The organism is Streptomyces sp. HUAS 15-9 (assembly GCF_025642155.1).
GTDB lineage: Bacteria > Actinomycetota > Actinomycetes > Streptomycetales > Streptomycetaceae > Streptomyces.
In genome coordinates, this window is record NZ_CP106798.1 from 2786421 (window position 1) to 2806127 (window position 19707).

A 19707-nucleotide genomic window follows, 5' to 3' on the forward strand; every position below is an offset into this window, starting at 1 on the left:
GCCCGGCCCCCTCCAGAAGGCGCACCGTCCCCCGGCCCGCGCAGGATGCAGGAAGAGGCCCGCCACCCGGCGGCACCCCCACGGCCTGCGCACCCGGGAGGATCTGCCGTGACCGTCAGTCTGGAGCAGTTGCGCCGCTGCCACTTCGCCGTCGACCTGGGGGCGGCCCGCACCCGGGTGTATGTGAAGGGCGCCGGTCTGGTCGTCGACCAGCCCTCCGTCGCTGCCGTGAACATCCGGACCGGCGCGCTCATCGCGGTGGGCGACTTCGCGGAGCGGATGACGGGGCGGACGCCGAGTTACATCCGCGTGGTGCGGCCGGTCTCCGGCGGTACGGTCGTCGACATCGAGATGGCCCAGCGCATGCTGCGCCATCTGCTCGGCGACAAGGTCCGCCGCACCCTGCGCCGCAAGACCCGCCTCCGGGCCGCCGCCTGCACCCCGCACGACGCCGGTCCGCTGGCCCAGCGAGCGACCATCGAGACCCTGGTCGGCCTGGGCGCCCGGCGCGTCGAACTCGTCGACACCCTCATCGCCGCCGCCGTGGGCTGCGGGCTCCCGGTGGAACAGCCCCAGGGCATGATGATCGTCGTGTGCGGGGCCGCCGCCACCCAGGTCGCCGTCCTCTCGCTCGGCTCGATCGTCACCGCCGAGCGGATCAACGTCGGCGGGGAGGCCGTCGACCACGCGATCGTGCAGCTCCTGCGGCACGAGCACGAACTGGTGCTGCCGAGCCAGTCCGTACGGCCGTTGCAGCTGGCCCTGTCCGGCAGCGGTCTCAACGCGCAGGGACCGGCGACCACGGAGATCCACGGGCGGGACGTGGCCACCGGCCTCGCCCGGTCCGTGCGGGTCGACACCGCGACCGTACGGGAAGCCATCCACACGCCGTTGACGGCCGTGCTGGACGGCATCGGCAAGGTGCTGCGGGTCTGCCCACCCGATCTGGTGGCCGACCTCGCCGACGTCGGGATGATGATGGTCGGCGGGTCCGCGCTGATCCCCGGGTTCGACGAGATGCTCAGACGGGCCACCGGCATGCCGGTGCACATCGCCGAGCGGCCCGACGTGTGTGCCGTACAGGGCATCGGCGCCATGCTGGAGGGCAGGATCGAGCCGATGACGCTGGACCCACTGGCGGCCTGAACCCCCCAGTGATGTACGTCAGTAGGGCAGGATCCGCCCCGAAGGCGTCCTGCGGTCGATCTCCTGCCCGCGAGGTGCGGCGGGCCGACGGCTGACACGAACACGGATCCGGCGGTCCATGACGCCTCCTCAGGCCTCGTACTGTCGGGTCTTCCTGGCACTGCTCGTCACCGCTCATTCGGTACGAGGTCAGTGCCCCGCAGTTGATACGCCCAAGCCTCGCCCGCGACCCGGTCTGGCACATCGTGCCCACGGAGCGACCTCCCATGCCTCCCCGGCAGGAGACGAAGGGGTCCGTCTACTCCCGGAGGAGGAGACGGACCCCTGAACCGCGTCAGCCGAGGCCGAGGCTGGAGAGCGCGGTGGTCCAGTCGGTGACGATCGCGTCCTGGGCATCGGCCAGGCTGACCCGACCGGCGCAGACGGCCTTCTTGAGCTTGTTCTCGACGGTGTCCTTGTTCGCGGCGGTCCTGGTGCCGTACTCGGGCTCCGGCCAGAGGTTGAGCTCGCTCTTGGGGGCGCCGCCGAGTTCGAGCGGGACGAAGTGGTCCTCCTCGTAGTCGGAGGTGCTGGTGTCCGTGTAGCCGTACTCGACGATCTGCTTCTTCTTCAGCGCGGTGGTGTACGAGCTGGACGGCCGTACGGTCGCGGTCCAGCCGGAGACGCAGATCGTGGAGCCGATGGTGCTCTGAGTGACGTCGGGGTTGAACGCGCCGGGCTGGCAGCCGGGGTCGGGCAGGGGGAGGTGGTCCTGGCTGCAGCCGGCGGCATGGGCGCTGCCGGTGGTGACGGTGAGGCCCGCGGCGGCGAGGGCGAGGGTGGACAGGGTGGTCACGAGGGGGCGCGGTATTCGGGACATGTGGGGGTCTCCCGGTACGGTGCCCGGCACGATTTCCGGGCAGTCGTGCGCATGACAGCACCGGGTTCTTCTATGCGGGTAGACCCCTTTGCCGGACCAGGAATGCCTTGATTGAACATTTGACCTCACCATGACAGGCGTAGGTGAAGTCATGGGCCGGACTTGGTTGTTGGGCGGGGCTTGGTTGTTGGGCGGGGTTTGGTTGTTGGGCGGGGCTTGGATCCCCGGATACTCGGCAGCTGAGTGTCGTGGCTACTCGGCGTCCAGCTGGTGGTCGGCCCAGACATAGCTTTCGGGCAGCAGGTCGGTGACAGGGACGGTTCGTACGCGGTCGCCTTCGCCGACAATGACCTTGAGGGCGGGGAAGTAGTCGAGAAGGACCTGACGGCACCGACCGCACGGGGGAACAACCCCCCGGTCGCGGTCGCCCACGGCGACGATCGTGTCCAGGTCGTAGGCGCCCTGGGCGGCTGCCGCGCCGATGAGGACCAGCTCCGCGCACGGCCCTCCCGTGAAGTGGTAGGCGTTCACCGCGGTGACGATCCGGCCGTCCCGGGCGCGGGCCGCGGCAGCCATGGTGTGGTTGTCGCCCCGACAGCGAGTGCGAGCGACGAGCGCCGCGGCCTGGACGAGTTCATGGTCGACGGGGTGGGTCTGCGTGGTCATCTTCTCTGCCTTCGTCAGGTGTCAGGCGACGTTGACCCGGGTGACGAGGGTGTGCAAGCGAATATCGGCGGCACTGTCAGTAGTGCTCTTCCCGGTAGATGCCGTCGGCGTCGACACCATCGCCCCACGCACCGAAACTCGTGTTCGCCAGCTCCATGTTGACGACGAAGGAACCGGCCGCTGCGAGGGTGATCCTGAACGGATCGTCGTCCTCGTCGGGCAGGTTGTTCACGGCCAGCAAAGGGAACTCCGCGGAGGCCAGTGCCCACTCGTCGGCGATGAGGACGAGGGTGATGCCGGGCCAGTCCTCGTCATCCCGCCCGATCCGCGCCTGGATCCGATCCGCCGTGAAGCCCGCATAGGCGCGGTTGTCGATGACGGTGATCGACTCGTGGTGCTCCGAGCCTCCTTCGAGGGCCTGGAGCAAGCGTGCCCACTCATCCGGCTGTTCGAAGCACGTCCGCACCAGGAACGGCCCGGTGGACTCCTCGATCGTGGAGGAGGCCGGCTCGGGCTCGGCCCCCGTACGCTCGCCGGGGATGACCTGGATGAGGAAGCGGGGCCTCCTGCCGTCCGACGACCGGTCACTGGCATGGACACGGATCAGGTAGGGGCCGACTCCTGCGGTGGCGAGATTCTCTTTGCGCAGCGGCTCGTATCCGCTGTCGCACAGGGCGAGGAAGCCGGTCGTGGAGATCACGGTGACCTCTTCGACCTCGTCCCAGCCGCTCTCCGCTCCCGGGTCGTCTCCGGCGTAGAGAGCGACGACGGGGTTCTCCATGGCGCTTCCGGCATCGATGCGCAGCCAGTCCTTCTCGGCCGCGAGGAACCCGCGTCCACGTGGCCGCTTGCCGGCGTCGGGGTCCATGACGGCCAGGTCGCCCCACTCCTTCAACTTGAGCGGCCGGGTGCGGCCGTCAAGGAGCGGCCAGTTGGAACGCTGCATGGTGAGCCCCCAATGTGCTTGCTGTGCCTGCCGGTTGTCGGCGACTTCGGCGTGAGAACGGAAACCCGGCTGAAGACCTCTGACAAGCCATGGACCCACACCTCCGTCATGACAGCAGACGCCTGCGCGCGGCAGCAGCCGCCCTCATCACGACCATCATCGGACTGACGACCCCCCACGCGGCATCCGCGGTGGAAGACCCGGGCCTGAGCGTCAGCATCAGCGAAAACGACAGCGACAGCGCCGCAGAGGGCCCCCTTCAGCAGGGCGCGCCCATCACGGTCACCTCCGACGTCGACCTGACCTCCCTGGCCGCGGACGGCAACGGTCGCTTCACCGTGAAGTCCCCCGCGTTCGCCAAGGCCGTCACCGTGGAGATGCAGAAGAACAGCTTCGGGCAGGGCAACGGCACCATCCGCTGCGACATCAGGCCGGGAAGCTACCCGGTCGACATCGCCGGACACCACAAGGCGCCCGGACCGACCGACAACCGGGGCCACTTGACCATCACCGTCAAGAGCGACAACCGCCGGTACTGCAAGCAGGCCGCAGGTTCCTCCAGCCACATGGGCACCGTGGGCATCGCCGGCGGCGGCACGGTGATCCTCGCCGCCGCCGTGTATACCGCCGCACGCCGCCGGAAGGCGTGCTCCGAGCCGTCCATGGCCACCCGGTGCTTGGAGATGCGCCGGCCCGGGTCGTAGGCGTAGCGCCAGCGGTCACCGTCCGGAGTGACCACCTCCGCCAGACGGTCCTCGGCGTTCCACGCGTAGGTCCACGTACGGCTCTGGCCGTTCAGGAGCCTGCGGGTTCTGCGGACCAGGCGTCCCTGCGCGTCGTGCTCGTACGCGGTTGCGCCCGCCGAGCGGACGAGAGTGCCGTCGAACTCTCGCTCGCCGGGCGTGTCGTGGGCGGGCGCGGAGGCGTCCACCACATTGCCCGCCGCGTCGTAAGCGTAGGTCTCGGTCCAACCGTGCGCCCGCACTCCGGTGACGCGTCCCATGCCGTCGAGGTCGAAGCGCCGGGTGCCCGAGGTCAGCTCGCGGATCTCGGTGAGGCAGCCGTCGGCGCGGTGTGTGTAGGTGCGGTGCTGGAGAAGGCGGTCCGCGTCGTCCGCCTCCGGGCCGAAGGTCAGACTCTGACCGGTGAGGAGGTTCCGCGGGCTCCAGCTCTGGGTCAGCCTCACCTCCGTACCGAGGCGGCGCTCCGTCTCGCGGTTCGCGGGATCGTGGGCGAAGTGCAGTTCGCCCACGGGCGAGCGCAGGATGAGCGGGCGGCCCACCGGGTCGTACGTCGCGGGATGCCTCGGCCGTCGGTCCGGCGGCGACATGGGAACCGGGCTGTTCATATCCGATCCGTTCCCGGGAACAGCGGCAAGGGGGCAAAGCCCGTGCAGTTCGCCTTGCCGCCGGCGAGGGCCGTATGGCGCGCACGGGGGTCAACAGGCCCCTGGGAGCACCCCGGAGCCTTCGGAACAGTGAAGACGGCACGGGAAACCGAGCCTTGTGGACCACAGACAAAGGGGGTGTGCCATGGCTGGGTTGCTTGCCATCGGCGCCATCACTTCGATCGGTTTCGGCGCCATCCTCACCTTCGCCGTGGACTGGCAATGGCGCAGCGCCGACCGGCCGCTCGTCGGACTGATCATGATGGCAGTCGGGGCCATCGCGCTCGCTGTCGCCACGAGCGCGGACCGCCAGGACAGCGGGACGGGGAAATCGCCCTGAGTGCTCGCCGTGGGTGCGGACCACCCACGGCGGACATCGTCGGACGCTCCTCACGAGCCATGTGCCCGGCTCCACGCCTCGCCGCGTCACGGGCTCCGGCGTCTCTTGCGCAGCTGGTGGCGTCCGACCGTCAAGGCCGAAACCATAGCAAGCGCGCCGCTGACCGCTCTCCTGCCCCCGGTCGCGGCCGTGAAGACGGTGTAAGAGCGCGACCTGATCCAGGAGTTGGCTCCGGCGTCGGGGGCAGCGGTCCGTTGGTGTTTTCGTTCATACCCCCGTTGCCAGGGGGTGTGAGGGCCGGCGAAGTAGACCTGCAGCCAGGTGTCGATGTGGAGTTGGGCATGCTGAGCCGGCTCCTTGCCGCGGTCCCAGGTCAGTGCGCGGCGGAGTGCGTCCCTGACGCTCTCGGCGCTGCGCCCGGCCGGCGTCGGGCCGTCTTCACCCGTGGCTCGACGCCGAGCTCACCCTCGCCACCGTTGACCGGCTCGCGTGGACGCGCACTCGGCTTCTGGAAGGCGAACTCGCGGTCGGCAACCCAAAGGAACTCCGCCCGCGGAGTGCCCCCGTCGCAGTGGGCACCTCATGCCGTCCCCGCCACCCCGCGAAAGGCGCTCCGAGGGCCGACGAAGGCGATCAACTGCGGACATCCCGTTGCTGGACCTCCTACACAAGGTCCGCCACCGCGACGAAGTCGTTGTCCACATGGAGCACGGTATGGCCGTGGTGGACCGCCGTCGCGCAGACAAGGAGATCGATAGAGCCGGCCGCACGGTGCTGTCCGTGCTGGGTGAGCTTGTACTGGGCGGTGTCCACCCAGCGCCAGGCGTTCTTCGGTACGCCCCGGCTACCGATTCTCGGTCCCGAGCGTGTTCTCGAACTCGATTCCGGGCAACCACCGGCACCCGGCCACCCTCCTCAATCCATTCGTCGTCGGGAGCGGCGTCGTACGGACACGGACGGTGAGCGACGCTCCGGCCGCACGATGGATGTGGTCCCGACGGTCGCCGCGCTCTACGGACTGGGCAGGCCCAAGGGCGGCTGGGGCGGTACGGCGCGCGCGGACGCGTTCACCGGTCTCCGGTCCGCTGATCCGGGAGACCGGCACGGGCCGAGGGGTGGAACGCTCCCTTCCGGCGAGGCAGGCTGTACGTATGCGTTCCCGCCTCCGCCCCTCTCTGCGGCCCGGAGCGTCCACTCGACCAGGAGCGGGCGGTCACGGCGGGGTTCCGTTCAGGCTGGGGCAGTGTGTGCCCTTCGCGATCGTGCTGGCCGTGTTGGGCATCGAGCTCTCGCCCGCGCACTATCTGGTCACCGGTCCCGTGCTCACCACGACGCCGGCGCTGGCCGCGCTGACGATGGGGCCGATGGGCACGCTGTCCACGGCAGTCCTCGCCGCAGGTGTGAACGCGGCCTCCGCGACCTACAACCAGTCGTGGGGGACGCTCACCCAGCTGATCACCGGGAACTTCCTGGGGCTGTTCGTGGTGTCCGTGGCCAGTGTCATCCTGAGCAACGCCATGCGTACGCGCAGGCAGTGCGAGCTCGACCAGGTCCGCCGGATCGCTGTGGCGGCGCAGGAGGTCGTCCTGCGGCCCGTCCCCGAGCGGCTGGGCCCGGTGCGGGCCGCCAGCCTGAGCCTCGCTGCGGGGACAGGTGCGCTGGTCGGCGGTGATCTGTACGAGGCCGTGCAGACGCCGTACGGCGTCCGGCTGATCGTGGGGGACGTGAGGGGCAAGGGGCTGACCGCCATGCGCGCGGTCGCGGTGACCCTGGGCGCGTTCCGGGTGTCCGTGCACTACGAGGACGAGCTGACGGAGGTCATGCGCTGCTGCGAGGCCACGCTGCGACGGGAGACGGCCGTGCCCGGTACGTACTCTCAGGAAGTTCTGACGGAGGGATTCATCACCACCCTCATGGCCCAGGTGCCGGACGAACAGGTGGTGCTCGTGGTCAACCGTGGCCATCCACCTCCGCTGGTGCTGCACCGGGGCAGCGTTCAGACCCTGATGCCCGACCCGCCACTGCCGCCGCTGGGTCTGGAAGATCTCGTGGACGGCATTACCGCCAAGGCCGAGAGCTTTCCGTTCGTACGCGGCGACCGTCTGCTCCTGTACACCGACGGCGTGATCGAAGCCCGCAATCGCGACAACGACTTCTTCCCTCTGCCGGAGACCATGGAGAGGATACGGGCGAGCACCACCCCGCGGGAGTTCCTGGAAGAACTGCACCAGGCGTTGATCCGCCATACGGGAGGCCGCTTGACGGACGACGTGGCGATGCTCCTCGTCGACCGGCTCGACGAGGACACCACCGGCAGCGGATACACGTCGAGCACGGCGCGTACAGCCCGTTCCACGCGCCCCACGTACTCGGCGGAGAGGCAGCCGAGGAGCTCTCCTTCCTCGAATCGCTGAGGACGGAGGCAGGAGCTAGGGCAGCCCAAGTGCGTAGCCCGGGACATCCGGTACTTCACATACTCACTGTCCGAGTGGTGAACCAGCTTGCCGGAAACGGGCGGGCAGCCTTCGCGGTCGCGCTGCCACAAGCCCATGTCCAGTGCGTCCAGGACGGGTTGGGTCTCCTGGGACGACGAGTTGGGTCTCCTTAGACATCGACTCGGACCATCCGACGATGCGGCGGGAGAAGGTGTCCACGACGAACGCGACATGGACGACGCCCGCCCAGGCGGCGAGGTGCGTGAAGTCGGCCACCCAGGTGCGGTCGGGGGCCGGGGCTACGAAGTCACGGTCCAGACGGTCCGGGGACCTTGCGGCGGCCGGGTCCGGGATGATGGTGGTGATCACCTTCTTGCCGCGCACCGCGCCGGCGATGCCGGTCTCGCGCAGTCCTTCGAGGATCTTGGCGGCCCTTGCCGATCAGTGTCCGTTCACGACGTTTTTGCTGGTCAGACTGGGTGCGCCGCGCCTCCGCCCCTCCGTCTTTGTCGGTCTGTTCCTGTCCTTGCGGCCCAAATGCGTCCCGACACTACCCCCGGACGGCCAGGGACACCGGGCTGTCAGGCGATTACGCCGGCTCGGAGGTGGGTTTCGAACCCGCACGCAGCGGACTTCCTTTCCAACGCACAGTGGCTCCGCCCCTCTGCGTCGGGGCGAAGCCTCCGCCGAAGGACTCGGACAGTGGGTCCACCAGCGTTGCAGCGCGATCGCGGGGTCAACCAGCTGCGGACGGCACGTAGGGCCTGGGCCAGCGGGCCGGTTGGGGTGTTGAGGTGCCCCCTCCCTGGGCCTGGTGGGTCGGCGATTGCGGGGGCAAGCCGACTTCCGAGCAGAAGGAGAACGCGCTGGGCGTCGTGGTCAAGGGCAGCGAGCAGCCGTACCTCCCCGGCAAGCGGGGCCTGGATCAAGGCGCTCCCATACCACCGCCGAGGGGCTGGTCGGCGGGGTCACCGGGACCCTGGCCTCGTCGGCCACGCTACTGCCGACCAGGCACGACGCCGTACCCTACCTGCGGCTGATCACCCGCACCAGCACCTTCCCCTCCACCGCGAGCCGGAACAGGCGCGCGGCGTCGAGCCGGTGCACGGCGGGCCAATGGTTGGTGCCGTCGCCGATGTAGCCGGAGGCGCCGTGCTCGCGGGCCAGGCCGACCAGACTCGCAACGAAGCCGTGGTCGCCGTCACCGTGCACCGTCGGTGGGAGGCGCACGCAGGAGGAGCGCACACCCCGGTCCGCGAGGGCGAGCGCCGCCTGCGCCACGAGGCTGCGCCCGCCGCCGGGCAGGGCGGCGTCCGGCACGTCGTTCTCCGTCACGAGTTCGCCGGGCTGGAGCCCGGCCAGGCCGGAGGCGATGACCAGCGGCTGGTCGGAGCCCGCCAGGACCTCCCCGAACGCCTCGATCGCGCGACGGTCCGCGTCCACCGCGGTCGCGAAGTCGCCGGAGAAAGCCTCCTCGTGCTTGAAGGCGAGGTGGATGACACCGTCGGACGCGGCGGCGGCGCCGCGCAGGGCGTCGAGGTCGTCGAGCGAGCCGGGGTGGACCTCGGCGCCGGCCGTCTCCAGGGCGCCGGCCGAGGCGTCGGAGCGGGCGAGTCCGACCACCTCGTGGCCTGCCTCGAGCAGTTCGGGGACGGCGGAGCCGATCCAGCCGGACGCGCCGGTCACGAAGATGCGCATGGCGGACCCCCTGCGGTCGGTGGTGCGTCGATGTCGTTCACCGGAATGCGGGTCACCAAGGCACCTCCCCTGCGTCGTCGAAGAACCTGCCGGTCGGGCCGTCGTCGGGCAGGGTCGCGAGCCGGAGCGCGATCGCCGCGCCCTGTTCCGGGGTGCGAATGCCGCGAAAACCGTTGAGGTCGGTCGCGCAGAAGCCGGGGCACGCGGCGTTGATCAGGAAGTTCGTGTCGCCCAGCTCCTTGGCGTACTGGACGGTGACGGCATTGAGGAACGTCTTCGACGGCGCGTAAGCCACGGCGATCGGGCCCGTTTCGGCGCCGGGAGTGGTCTGCAGGGTCAGCGAGCCGACGCTGCTGGACATGTTCACGATCCGCGGCGACGCCGAGCGGCGCAGCAGCGGCAGCATCGCGTTGGTGACGCGGATGACGCCGATCACGTTGGTCTCCACGGCCGCCAGCACCGTCGCGATGTCGACCGTGGTGGGCATCTGCGGCGCGCCGCCGGTTATGCCGGCGTTGTTGACCAGCACATCGAGGCGTCCCGCGCCCTCCTCGATCAGCCCGGCGGCGGCGGCCACGCTCACGTCGTCGGTCACGTCGAGCGGTACGCCGAACGCGTCGACGCCGGCCGCCCGCAGCTTCGCCACGGCGGCCTCGCGACGCTCCTCGTTCCGGGTGCCGACCGCGACCCTCCAGCCCAGGGCGCCCAGACCGGCCGCGATCTCGTACCCGATTCCCTTGTTCGCGCCGGTCACCAGCGCAATCGTCTGTTCAGTCATACGGCTGATCCTGTCCGGGCACAGTGGGAGTCGGCCAACACCGATTGGGTGGGCAGCGATACCGTGCGGGTATTGATCCCGGTTGGGTCCGGGTAGCATCGCGTCGTGGAGACACGGGAGTTGCGGTACTTCGTCGCCGTCGCCGAGGAGCTGCACTTCGGCAGGGCCGCACAGCGGCTCGGGATCGCGCAGCCCCCGCTGTCGCGGGCGATCCGCCAGCTGGAACGGCGCCTCGGGGCGGCGCTGCTGGAACGCAGCAGCCGTGCGGTCACCCTGACCGAGGCCGGGTCGGTGCTCCTGCGGGAGGCCCGGGCGGCGCTGGATGCGGTCGAGGCCGCCGAGCGTCGCACCCGCCGCGCCGCCCTCGCCGCGACCGGCCACGCCGGCGTGGTCCTTGCCACGAAAGCCGGCGCGTCCAGCGAACTGCTGGCGAAACTGCTCGACGCCTACGCCGCCGAACCCGATGCGGTCACCGTCGATCTGCTCCTGTGCGGGATCGGCGAGCAGGAACGAATGCTGCGCGACGGCCGGGCCGACGTGGCTCTGCTGCACCGGCCGTTCGACACCACGGCCGGGTTCGACACCGAGGAACTCCGCACGGAGGGACAGGTCGTGGTGCTGCCGGCAGGGCATCCCCTCACCGGCCGGACCCATGTGCGGATGGCCGAAGTCACCGAGCTGCCCGGCCTGCCGCTGCCGCGCTGGCCCGGCCCCGACGGTAGGTACCCGGACGGCCCCGGTCCGCAGGCTCGGGACCATGCGCAGCTGCACCAGCTGATCGCGCTCGGCCGTGCTTGCTGGATCGCGCCGGATTCGTGCCGGGCCCAGCTACGCGACGATCTCGCGGCCGTGCCTGTACTGGACGCGCCGACGGTCACGACGGTCATCGCATGGCCACCGCATAGCCGGTCCCGAGCCGTCGCCGGGCTCGTCCGGGCCGCGACACGTCTCTGAAAGGCACGTAAAACGATCACTGGCGGGTCTTCTTGAGGCGTCTCCAGCAGATGAGGCCGCAGGCGAGGGAGACCAGGGCGTCATGCCGGTCGAGGCGTCTTTCCCAGCGGACGCCCAGGCATTTGAAGTGGTGCAGCAGTGAGAAGCCTGCTCGACAACGTAGCGGAGCTTGCCCAGGCCCTTGATGTTCGGGCGCCTTTGCGGGAGATCATCGGCAGGATGCGGCGCTGGCGCAGCTCACGGCGGTTGGGGTTGCTGTCGTATCCCTTGTCCCCGAGCAGGGCGTCGGGGCGTCTGCGCAGCCGTCCGGGTTTGCCGGCGTGTCTGACCCTGCGGGCAGATGCCCGGTTCGAGCTGGCGGACGGTGCTGGAGACCGTGTACCGGGACGTCGGCACCGCTCCTTTTCGGACTCGACCCAACGGGCATGCGCGTGGGGACCTGCTCCCACTCCAGGCCGATCACGTCGACGAGCAGGCACTCGGCGAGGCGGTGCTTGCGCATCACGCGTGTCGCCAGGTGGCGGCCCTCGTCGGTGAGCTCCAGGTGCCGGTCTCTGGCGACGAACACCAGGCCGTCCCGCTCCATCCGCGCCACCGTCTGGCTGACCGTCGGGCCGCTCTGGTTCAGGCGCTCGGCGATCCGGGCGCGCAGGGGGACCGCACCTTCCTCCTCCAGCTCGAGGATGGTGCGCAGATACATCTCCGTGGTGTCGATGAGTTGGGACATGCTGTTGGTCAGGCGGGGGTCTCGGCGGTGGCGGTCAGGACCGCGCGGCCGAGGATGTGGCCGGCCATGGTGAAGCCGAGGACGGCCGGGGTGGCGTCGGCCGCAACACCGATGGAGGAGACGTCGAGGGCGTGCACCACGATGAAGTAGCGGTGCGGGCCGTGCCCGGCCGGCGGGGCAGCGCCGATGAAGCGGGCTGCGCGGGCGTCGTTGGGCAGCTGGTAGGCGCCCTCGGGCAGGCCCGAGCCGGTGTCGTCGCCGGCACCCTCGGGTAGTTCGGTGACGGTGGCGGGGATGTCGGCGACCGCCCAGTGCCAGAACCCGGACCCGGTGGGGGCGTCGGGATCGTAAACAGTGACGGCGTAGCTCTTGGTGCCTTCCGGGGCCCGGCTCCAGGACAGCTGCGGGGAGACGTCCTTCCCGCCGGGGACGCCGAAGATGCCGGAGAACTGCTCGGGCGGCCAGGCGGCGCCGTCGGGGACGGTGGTGCTGGTGACGGTGAAGGAGGCCGCCTCGGGGAGGCGGGCGAAGGGGTCATTGGCGCTCATCGCGTCGGGTTCCTTTCATGCCGTGCTGTGGGGTGGCGGTGATGCGGCCGACAGGAGCCCGCAGCGTTGCGTAAAGCACCCCCCGGCACCCTTGCATCGACCGTCAGATCGACCATAACACTAATAATCGATTATCTGCCGGATCGTCTATGATGACGACATGACCCAGACGGCCCACACCTCGACCTCGTCGGGGAAGCAGATGCTCTCCGAGCAGGTCTACGCACACCTGCGGGACGCGATCATGCGCGGCGACTACGCCCCCGGTGACGCCCTCAAACCCCAGGACCTGGCCAAGGAACAGGGCGTGAGCCTGGCCGTCGTGCGCGAGGCGCTCGTGCGGGTGGTCGGCGAGGGCCTCGCCGACCGGCTGCCCAACCGCGGCTTCGCGGTCCCGGCCTTCTCCGACCGCCGCTGGCAGGAGATCGCGGAGGCCCGCCGGACCATCGAGCCGGTCGTGCTGCGCATGTCCATCGAGCGCGGCGACGTCGACTGGGAGGCCCGCGTACGAGCCGCCCACCACCGCCTGGCCCGCACCCCGGCGCACGTGCCGGAGGAGGGCGAACACTACAGCGGCGCATGGTCCGAAGCCCACCGAATCTTCCACCGCACCCTGCTGGAAGGCTGCGGCAACCCCGTCCTGCTGGAGACCTTCGACCGGATGTGGACCTCGAGCGAGCTGGCCCGCCGCTGGTCGGCTCACCGCGTCCCCGACCGGGACCACGTTGGCGAGCACCGCCGACTGGAGGAGGCGGCGCTGGCCCGCGACGCCCACACCGCGGCCGAGGTACTGGCCCAGCACCTCACCCTGACCGCGGTCGGACTGACCCGCTGCACCCACCACGAACCCGCGAAGGAAGCCTGATCGCCTCGCCATGACCCGATGAGTGCCTACTCGTCGGTCTCGACGCCGGAGCCCTCCAGCAGCCGGGAATCGGCGCGGGCCGGCCACCCGCTACGACAAGGCGCCCCAGAGCTACCTCGCCGGACTCCACCTACGAGGCACAGTCATCCGGCTCCGCAACCTCCAATGGAGATCAGAACTCGGCACACTCCCGTGATCGGGTGTCGGCATTCGGCGCCGTCCATACCTCACTTGCTGGACAGATCTCGCGCGGCACCGCGCCCAAGGCGATGGGCTCGCGACCAAGCAAGGTGACGAGTGTCGGGTCGCCAGCGGCGAAGATGCCCAGCATCTGGTCCGCCGCTTCGGAGGGGGACGCCGTTGCCCACCTGCTGCTTGCGGAACTGGTCGTCGGATGCGGTGGTCCTCGTGATGGTAGGGCCTGGCCAGTGTCTCGTGATCCTCTTGGCGTCACCTGGGCTGACCCTCAAGAGGTGCGCTGAACAGCGCGCTTAGAGAGATCTGCAGAATCACAATCAGCATCACGGAACACTGGGTCACCGGGTGTGGTTTGTGGCGCGGGACGTGAGGTGTTCCCAGTTGCGGTGCGCGATGTCGGCCTTCTGCTCGCCAGTGAAGGGGGCGTCCTCCAGGAAGCTCCGGGCGACGCCGGCGCTGGTGTCCACGAAGGGGAAGCCAGCGGGGCGGAACCCGTAGGTGAAGGGGTAGTCGGTCGAGTACAGCATCCGTTCGGTCCCCACGACTTCGGCTGTCCAGCGGAGATAGCGGGGGCTGACGGTGCCGCTGCCGGCGACCCAGAAGTTCTGCTTGAAGTAGTCGGCGAGCGGGCGGGCCAGGCCACCGGCGTCGGCGAAGAACCCGGTGTGGTCGAGATAGAAGAGCACAACCTCTCCCCAGTGGCCGGCGATCACCTGGAGATCGGGGTACCGGTCGAAGACGCCGGAGAAGATCATCCGCAGGTACTGCACTCCCAGGTCGTAGTACCAGCCAATCGCAGGCCCTGCCAGCGCGGTCCCGATGGGACCGAGGTTCGAGTAGTAGGCGTCCATCACCGCCTGCACAGGCATCTGCGGGTGGAAGTGGAGGGGAACCTGCAGCCGCTCCGCAGCGGCGTACAGCTCGTCGTATCCGGGGTCGTCGGCGAGTTTGGATCCGGTGCGCCCGTAGAGCATGGCGCCAGGGAAGCCCAGCTCGGTGACGGCTCGCTCCAGCTCCGCAGCCGCGGCCGACGGCGACTGTGTCGGGATCGCCGCGAACGCCTGGAACCGATCGGGCCTGCCGGCCACAATCTCCGCGAGCTGGTCGTTGGTGTCGCGGGCCACGGCGATCGCATCCGAGTCAGGCAGGTTCTGCACGCCCGGTGACGAGATCGACAGCACCGCCACGTCGACCCCCTGGTCGTCCATGTGCGCAAGCCTCGTCTCCGCGGTGTCGCGCAGTCGCTGGGCGGTGGGGCTGTCGCCGAACCCGAGGTTCGGCAGCTCCGGCGCCCCGGACCGCGACCACGCATCCATGATCGCGGGCAGGGCGACGTGCTCTTCCAGGGCAACGATCCGCAGTCGGTCGGACATGCGATGCTCCTCCGCGCTTTGTTTCCAGTGGAACCAACATGACCGTATCACCGATACTAACAATGGAATCGCCCTTGCGGTATCGTTGATACATGCCGCCACATGCAAGGAGCGGGAGCAGCGCCACCGACGCTGCGGCCGTCGACCGCCGACAGACCCGGCAGCGGGTCATCGAGGCCGCCATCGATCTGCTGACACGCGGGGGCCGCGAGGCGGTCACCACCCGCGCCGTCGCCGATGCGGCGGGCCTGCAGCCACCGGCCCTCTACCGGCTGTTCGGCGACAAGGACGGACTGCTCGACGCAGTGGCCGAGCACGGATTCGCCGCATTCCTCGCCACCAAGCACGTCGACCCCGACCCGCGAGACCTCATCGAGGACCTGAGAGCCGGCTGGGACACAGCGGTCGAGTTCGGTCTGGCCAATCCCGCGCTGTACACGCTGATGTACAGCGAACCCACGAGGGCCACCTCGGCCGCCTTCAAGGCTGGCACGGAGATCCTGATGGGCCGCGTCCGGCGCCTCGCCGCCGGCGGCTGGCTCCGCGTCGACGAGGAACTCGCGGCCCAGATCATCCACGCCACGGCCCGCGGCGCGGTGCTCACCTGGCTGTCCCTGCCCGAGAACCGGCGCAATCCGTCCCTGTTGACCGCGCTGCGGGAGTCCATGGTCGCCGCGGTCACCAACCAACAGCCGGCCGTGCAGGACGCCGGTCCGGCAGGCGCCGCCCGCGCCTTGCACGCCGCACTACCCGAACAGACGACCCTCAGCAGCGCGGAGCAGCATCTGCTGAGGGAGTGGCTGAACCGCCTTGCCGCCGACGGTTGAGGTGCCGACGGCTCGTGCGTTCTCGCCGGGTGAGGCTCCCCTCCCATTGTGGAGACCGTGGCCTGCGTGATAGTTGGGGAGTCATAGCCCCTTCTCGAGCACAGTTACCGCGGCTCGGAGTTCGTCGAGTGCGTGGCGTGCGAGTTCGGTGAGCGTCGTCTGCTGGTTGGCTGGATCGACCCATTGGTCGAAGGCGTGGTAGAAGGCACGGATGCCGAGTTCGGCGACAAGACTCGCGGTCGGTTCCAATACGCCGCGCTTGTGGAGTGCGTCCACCATGGCCTTGGCAAGCCCGACGCGCTTGAAGGCGGCGACCTCTACCGGCTGGCGTTGGAGAAGGCCCCGGCAGGCTCACAGCTGTACGCCGCGGCCGAAGAGTGCATCACGGTGCAGGAGATCGCGGAGACCATCGGTCGCCATCTGAACGTCCCGGCCGTGAGCATCCCAGCCGAGCAGGCCGCGGACCACTTCAAGGGCTTCCCCTTCATCTTGCTCGACATCACGAAGTCCAACGCGGACGCCAGCAGTTGTTGCTGGACGGGGAGCCGTTCCACCCCGGCCTAATCGTCGACCTCGAAGACGGCCACTACTTCACCGCTGGCTGATGCCGACCCGCCCCAGCCCGGTCGGCGATTCGTCCACCGGCTGGGCTGGCAAGGGGCTCCGCGACCATGCCACATGATCGGCCGGACAGCTCTGGTCCTGGACGCCCTGCACTCTCAGGTTCAGCCCGGCTAATCTCTGTGAGCCACCCAACCACATGCGCGCGGTTTCCTCGGGCCGTTATCAGTACGGGCCGCCGCTTCCTCATCCCGGACGGGCGCAGAGCCCCCAGCGATCAAGGTGTCCCGCTCATCCGCTAAGCCGCCCGTCGCCCCCGCCCGTCACGGCCGGAGGAGGGTGGCAAGTGGGTCCACAGACGAGTCTTCTCTTTCCCTGCGTCCCATCAGCGTCCCAACTTGCGCGTCCACACCTCGTACAGGTCGACGATCACGGTTCCCCTCGACGATGAACCCACATCTGCCCAGGTCAACGGATCGTGAACCCTCGCAGGCCAACCGCCGTTGAACTCACGAGCAGCGGATTCAGTCCGTTGGCCCAAAGTCCTGAATCCGCGCCCCTGCTGAGACGTTTCGGCAGGTCACAGACCTGCATGGTGGGGCGGGTGGGACTCGAACCCACGGCCGACGGATCATGAGTCCTTTTCGGACCTTCCGATCCGTCCCGGCTCTTGTCTCGATCTTCCTGTAACCGCAGTTCAGGGGCGCTTTGCCATTCTGGGGGGTGGCCCCTTTTGTCACCCTCCGGCAGCGGCATTGCCTTCCGACGGGGAGAGCCGGCCCCTGTCCCTGTCGTTCCTCCGATGAGGCCTGTGCCGAAGCCCTTTCACAGCCCGTGCCGGTCAAGGATGCTCATCAGCTTCCGCCTGCGTCTCAGCTCCGTTCGCAGACCGCCGAGATACACGGTGAACGCGTCCTCGGTCCCCAGCGCGCGATGGCAGTCACGGGACGGGCCGCCAGGAGCAAACCCGGCCAGGTGCTCGTAGGCACGGACACCGGTCGGCTCCTTCGACCGCCCGACCAGCCGCAGGTACACGCCGAGTGACTCGGCCGGACGCATCTCGCGCGACAGGTCGGCGAGTCGCTCCCACTGCCGGTCGTCCGCGCGGTCGGCCGCCTCGCACCAGGCGGCGTCCAGGTCGCCGTCGTCGAGCAGTGCGTCCATCAGCACGGGCCCGCCGTACCGGCCGCCGTGTTCACGACGGGCGCCCTCGCTCAGAGCGGCCAGTGCCGCCGCGCGTTCGCTCTTCCAGCAGTCTGCCGCCCGGGCGGCGGAGCGCAGCTGCCGGTAGGCGGCGAGGGACCGCTCGACACGGAACCGGTCCCGGCGCACCGTGACCGCGTCCGCCGCCCGCCCCGTCTTCGCGTACTGGACGCATACGTGCTCGACCAAACGGCCGTCGATGTACGGCTCGGCGGCGCAGTCCCGCAGTCCCCGCTCGGCCCAGGCGAGTGCCTCGTCCGCACGGCCCGCCGTTTCCAGTTCCTCGGCGATGAGCAGATGGGTGACACCGGACGGGTCGAGGTCCTGCGCGTGCAGGGCGACCAGTGCATCGACGTCGCCCTCCGCCTTGGCCAGGCGCTCCATCAGGTCCCGCTCCGCCCAGCCGGACGGCCTGCGCCTGAGCGCCCCGGCCGCCAGCTGCCGCATGCGGGCCAGTCCACTCGGCCCCAGCGAGTCGGCGTAGTCGAGCGGATCCAGGTCTGTCACGTCGTTGCTTTCGTCAAGCACCGTGCCGACCAGCCACTCGGCCAGCCGAGCCGGATCGGGGCGTGCGACCCCACAAGCCTCCAGGTGGGCCTCGGCCACTGCGGCGGCGGCCTCCCCGACCACCCCGTCGGAGTCGTCGATCTCCCCGTATGCCTCCCCCAGCACCCCGATCACCTCCTCGGCCAGACCGACCGCCTGCGCCGCCTGCCCGTCGGCGGTCAAGGCGCGCAGGGCGCTCGCCGCCTCGGCGACTTGCCGCGCATACCCGGAGGCATCCGCGTACTCGATGTACCCGTACCGGGCGAACGGCCGTGGATCGATCAGGGCGATGATCCGATCCCGGACCGTACTGAGGTCGGAACGAGCAGCGGCTGCCGCAGCTCCAAACGCCGACTTAGTTCCCGGTCCTCGGCGACCTGCTCCCGCACCAGCGCCAGGAGTTCGTCACGTGACAGCGCCGAAAGCCACGCCTCCAAGCCGGAAGATCGCGCCCGTGCCGCGGCTCGCTGATGCGGGATCGTCTTCGCCCGCCGCAACACGGTCAGCCCGACCGCCACACAGTGCTTGCAGAAGTTGGCCTCCCGTCCGTACGGGCAGTCGCACCATCCCGAGATCCCCTCCTCGCCGCCGAGGGTGAGCTCCACCTCGTAGACATCCGTACAGTGCACCACAGCGGTGACCGAGCCCTCCCCCACCTCCAGCCCGCTCACCGCGTCCAGATACCCCAGCCCCCGCTCGAAGGACCGAGCCCCGGCCAGCGCCCTCAGATCGTCCTCGTCGAATCCCGCCGCTTTCCGTGCCACACCGGTATTCAACCGCGGAAGGCGCGGTGCCGACCAAGCTGAACGACGAGTGGACCGAGGCCCCTGCTACATGGGACTCGACCTGGCCGGCCAAGGCCCGCCTCTACCCGATCGAGACAGAATTCGACGAGACAGGCCGCCCGGCCACCGAACTCACCGCATAGCCACAAACGAGACCACCGAGTGGCCTTCGATACACCACTCCAGCGTGCGCGCCGGGAACTGTGGACACGATCAAGACTCGTACTATATCTTGTACAAGTCGAGAGAGGAGGCAGCAAGCATGTCCATCACCGCCAGCGAGGCGCGCCAGAACCTGTTCCCGCTGATCGAGCAGGTCAACGAGGACCACGCTCCGGTTCACATCACCTCCCGCAAGGGGAACGCCGTCCTCATGTCCGAAGAGGACTTCAGCTCTTGGACCGAGACAGTGCACCTCCTGCGCTCCCCCAAGAACGCCCGTCGCCTGCTCGACTCCATCGCCGAGGCGGAGGCCGGCAAGGCCCAGCATCGCGAGCTGATCGACCCCGACGCGGAGCGTGCGTGAAGATCTCGTTCACGTCCCACGCCTGGGAGGACTACACCTACTGGGCCGAGAACGACCGCAAGATGGTCAAGCGCATCAACAAGCTGATCGACGACACCATGCGCGATCCCTTCAAGGGCATCGGCAAGCCGGAGCCCCTGAAGGGCGACCTGTCGGGCTACTGGTCTCGGAGAATCGACGACACGCACCGGCTCGTGTACAAGCCGTCCGACGATGAGTTGATGATTGTCCAGGCTCGGTATCACTACTGACACCGAAGAGCCTTCACCGCTCCCGAAGAACGCATGATGCTGGAGCGACACCGTTCAGCAACGGCTCGCACAGCGGGGCCAGCTCGAC

Annotated in this window: 20 protein-coding genes, 1 tRNA gene and 3 pseudogenes; 10 read left to right on the forward strand and 14 right to left on the reverse strand. The window is 69.3% G+C overall.

All coding sequences use genetic code 11. The features are described 5' to 3' along the window. Positions 1-108: 108 nt before the first annotated feature. Positions 109-1146, forward strand: coding sequence for a rod shape-determining protein (locus N8I87_RS12790; RefSeq protein ID WP_263208422.1), 1038 nt, complete (start codon positions 109-111; stop codon positions 1144-1146). A 334-nt stretch (positions 1147-1480) separates the two neighbouring features. Here N8I87_RS12790 and N8I87_RS12795 read toward each other — a convergent pair whose 3' ends face one another. The 4 genes from N8I87_RS12795 to N8I87_RS12810 all read right to left on the reverse strand — a co-directional run bounded on the left by N8I87_RS12795 (position 1481) and on the right by N8I87_RS12810 (position 4965). Then, positions 1481-2005 (reverse strand): hypothetical protein, encoded by a 525-nt coding sequence (locus N8I87_RS12795; RefSeq protein WP_263208424.1) that lies wholly within the window; start codon positions 2003-2005, stop codon positions 1481-1483. 252 nt (positions 2006-2257) lie between these two features. Then, positions 2258-2671, reverse strand: a complete 414-nt coding sequence (locus N8I87_RS12800; RefSeq protein WP_263208425.1) for a cytidine deaminase family protein — start codon at positions 2669-2671, stop codon at positions 2258-2260. Between the two features lie 76 nt (positions 2672-2747). Then, on the reverse strand, positions 2748-3617 hold the full coding sequence (locus N8I87_RS12805; RefSeq protein WP_263208427.1) for a DUF6924 domain-containing protein: 870 nt from the start codon (positions 3615-3617) through the stop codon (positions 2748-2750). Between the two features lie 439 nt (positions 3618-4056). After that, positions 4057-4965 (reverse strand): RHS repeat domain-containing protein, encoded by a 909-nt coding sequence (locus N8I87_RS12810; RefSeq protein ID WP_317633460.1) that lies wholly within the window; start codon positions 4963-4965, stop codon positions 4057-4059. Positions 4966-5149: 184 nt separating this feature from the next. Here N8I87_RS12810 and N8I87_RS12815 point away from each other — a divergent pair, with 184 nt between their 5' ends. Next, the gene (locus N8I87_RS12815) at positions 5150-5344 is read left to right on the forward strand and encodes a hypothetical protein (RefSeq protein WP_263208428.1); all 195 of its coding nucleotides are present in this window, start codon (positions 5150-5152) and stop codon (positions 5342-5344) included. 663 nt (positions 5345-6007) lie between these two features. On the opposite strand, the pseudogene N8I87_RS12825 reads toward N8I87_RS12815, so the two are convergent. Next, positions 6008-6181 (reverse strand): annotated as a pseudogene (locus N8I87_RS12825) (PIN domain-containing protein); the annotation flags it as partial. 410 nt (positions 6182-6591) lie between these two features. Here N8I87_RS12825 and N8I87_RS12830 point away from each other — a divergent pair. Next, a complete protein-coding gene (locus N8I87_RS12830; protein ID WP_263208430.1) occupies positions 6592-7758 on the forward strand; it encodes a PP2C family protein-serine/threonine phosphatase in 1167 nt (388 codons plus the stop codon). A gap of 63 nt (positions 7759-7821) precedes the next feature. Here the strand turns inward: N8I87_RS12830 and N8I87_RS44340 are convergent, their stop codons facing one another. From N8I87_RS44340 to N8I87_RS12840, 3 genes and pseudogenes are all read right to left on the reverse strand, one after another. After that, positions 7822-8163, reverse strand: coding sequence for a DDE-type integrase/transposase/recombinase (locus tag N8I87_RS44340; protein ID WP_411577221.1), 342 nt, complete (start codon positions 8161-8163; stop codon positions 7822-7824). A 678-nt stretch (positions 8164-8841) separates the two neighbouring features. Further along, positions 8842-9477, reverse strand: a pseudogene (locus N8I87_RS12835) (NAD-dependent epimerase/dehydratase family protein); the annotation flags it as partial. Between the two features lie 52 nt (positions 9478-9529). Continuing rightward, the gene (locus tag N8I87_RS12840) at positions 9530-10255 is read right to left on the reverse strand and encodes an SDR family oxidoreductase (protein WP_263208432.1); all 726 of its coding nucleotides are present in this window, start codon (positions 10253-10255) and stop codon (positions 9530-9532) included. 105 nt (positions 10256-10360) lie between these two features. Here N8I87_RS12840 and N8I87_RS12845 point away from each other — a divergent pair, with 105 nt between their 5' ends. Then, entirely contained in the window at positions 10361-11209 is an 849-nt protein-coding gene (locus N8I87_RS12845; protein ID WP_263208433.1) for a LysR family transcriptional regulator, read from the forward strand. A 436-nt stretch (positions 11210-11645) separates the two neighbouring features. On the opposite strand, the pseudogene N8I87_RS12850 reads toward N8I87_RS12845, so the two are convergent. Both N8I87_RS12850 and N8I87_RS12855 read right to left on the reverse strand, forming a co-directional pair. Then, positions 11646-11936 (reverse strand): annotated as a pseudogene (locus N8I87_RS12850) (metal-dependent transcriptional regulator); the annotation flags it as partial. An 8-nt stretch (positions 11937-11944) separates the two neighbouring features. Further along, positions 11945-12484: a YbhB/YbcL family Raf kinase inhibitor-like protein gene (locus N8I87_RS12855; RefSeq protein WP_263208434.1), complete on the reverse strand. Its 540-nt coding sequence runs from the start codon at positions 12482-12484 to the stop codon at positions 11945-11947. 160 nt (positions 12485-12644) lie between these two features. Between N8I87_RS12855 and N8I87_RS12860 the strand changes: the two genes are divergently transcribed. Continuing rightward, positions 12645-13349, forward strand: a complete 705-nt coding sequence (locus N8I87_RS12860; RefSeq protein ID WP_263208436.1) for a GntR family transcriptional regulator — start codon at positions 12645-12647, stop codon at positions 13347-13349. A 536-nt stretch (positions 13350-13885) separates the two neighbouring features. Here N8I87_RS12860 and N8I87_RS12865 read toward each other — a convergent pair. Further along, a complete protein-coding gene (locus N8I87_RS12865) occupies positions 13886-14920 on the reverse strand; it encodes an amidohydrolase family protein (RefSeq protein ID WP_263208437.1) in 1035 nt (344 codons plus the stop codon). A gap of 92 nt (positions 14921-15012) precedes the next feature. On the opposite strand from N8I87_RS12865, the gene N8I87_RS12870 reads away from it, so the two are divergent. Further along, complete coding sequence (locus N8I87_RS12870; protein ID WP_263208438.1) at positions 15013-15747, forward strand: TetR/AcrR family transcriptional regulator; 735 nt, start codon at positions 15013-15015, stop codon at positions 15745-15747. A gap of 132 nt (positions 15748-15879) precedes the next feature. Next, the gene (locus N8I87_RS12875) at positions 15880-16311 is read left to right on the forward strand and encodes a Rossmann-fold NAD(P)-binding domain-containing protein (protein ID WP_263208439.1); all 432 of its coding nucleotides are present in this window, start codon (positions 15880-15882) and stop codon (positions 16309-16311) included. A 590-nt stretch (positions 16312-16901) separates the two neighbouring features. On the opposite strand, the gene N8I87_RS12880 is transcribed toward N8I87_RS12875, so the two are convergent. From N8I87_RS12880 to N8I87_RS44000, 3 genes are all read right to left on the reverse strand, one after another. Next, positions 16902-16973: transfer RNA gene (locus N8I87_RS12880), tRNA-Ile, on the reverse strand. A gap of 160 nt (positions 16974-17133) precedes the next feature. After that, positions 17134-18240, reverse strand: coding sequence for a DUF6880 family protein (locus N8I87_RS12885; protein ID WP_317633461.1), 1107 nt, complete (start codon positions 18238-18240; stop codon positions 17134-17136). Positions 18241-18338: 98 nt separating this feature from the next. Next, on the reverse strand, positions 18339-18821 hold the full coding sequence (locus N8I87_RS44000) for an SWIM zinc finger family protein (RefSeq protein ID WP_317633462.1): 483 nt from the start codon (positions 18819-18821) through the stop codon (positions 18339-18341). A gap of 26 nt (positions 18822-18847) precedes the next feature. Here N8I87_RS44000 and N8I87_RS12890 point away from each other — a divergent pair, with 26 nt between their 5' ends. The 3 genes from N8I87_RS12890 (at position 18848) to N8I87_RS12900 (ending at position 19619) form a co-directional block, all read left to right on the forward strand. After that, positions 18848-18985, forward strand: coding sequence for a hypothetical protein (locus tag N8I87_RS12890; protein WP_263208441.1), 138 nt, complete (start codon positions 18848-18850; stop codon positions 18983-18985). A gap of 119 nt (positions 18986-19104) precedes the next feature. Then, positions 19105-19368: a type II toxin-antitoxin system Phd/YefM family antitoxin gene (locus N8I87_RS12895; protein WP_142164117.1), complete on the forward strand. Its 264-nt coding sequence runs from the start codon at positions 19105-19107 to the stop codon at positions 19366-19368. After that, positions 19365-19619, forward strand: coding sequence for a Txe/YoeB family addiction module toxin (locus tag N8I87_RS12900; RefSeq protein ID WP_263208444.1), 255 nt, complete (start codon positions 19365-19367; stop codon positions 19617-19619). Before N8I87_RS12895 ends, N8I87_RS12900 begins: the two co-directional genes overlap by 4 nt. Positions 19620-19707 lie beyond the last annotated feature (88 nt).

Coding starts and splice junctions, on each gene's coding strand:
- N8I87_RS12795 (WP_263208424.1), bottom strand. CDS start 2,005: ATGTCCCGAATACCGCGCCCCCTCGTGACCACCCTGTCCACCCTCGCC.
- N8I87_RS12800 (WP_263208425.1), bottom strand. CDS start 2,671: ATGACCACGCAGACCCACCCCGTCGACCATGAACTCGTCCAGGCCGCG.
- N8I87_RS12805 (WP_263208427.1), bottom strand. CDS start 3,617: ATGCAGCGTTCCAACTGGCCGCTCCTTGACGGCCGCACCCGGCCGCTC.
- N8I87_RS12810 (WP_317633460.1), bottom strand. CDS start 4,965: ATGAACAGCCCGGTTCCCATGTCGCCGCCGGACCGACGGCCGAGGCAT.
- N8I87_RS12815 (WP_263208428.1), top strand. CDS start 5,150: ATGGCTGGGTTGCTTGCCATCGGCGCCATCACTTCGATCGGTTTCGGC.
- N8I87_RS12840 (WP_263208432.1), bottom strand. CDS start 10,255: ATGACTGAACAGACGATTGCGCTGGTGACCGGCGCGAACAAGGGAATC.
- N8I87_RS12855 (WP_263208434.1), bottom strand. CDS start 12,484: ATGAGCGCCAATGACCCCTTCGCCCGCCTCCCCGAGGCGGCCTCCTTC.
- N8I87_RS12860 (WP_263208436.1), top strand. CDS start 12,645: ATGACCCAGACGGCCCACACCTCGACCTCGTCGGGGAAGCAGATGCTC.
- N8I87_RS12865 (WP_263208437.1), bottom strand. CDS start 14,920: ATGTCCGACCGACTGCGGATCGTTGCCCTGGAAGAGCACGTCGCCCTG.
- N8I87_RS12870 (WP_263208438.1), top strand. CDS start 15,013: ATGCCGCCACATGCAAGGAGCGGGAGCAGCGCCACCGACGCTGCGGCC.
- N8I87_RS12895 (WP_142164117.1), top strand. CDS start 19,105: ATGTCCATCACCGCCAGCGAGGCGCGCCAGAACCTGTTCCCGCTGATC.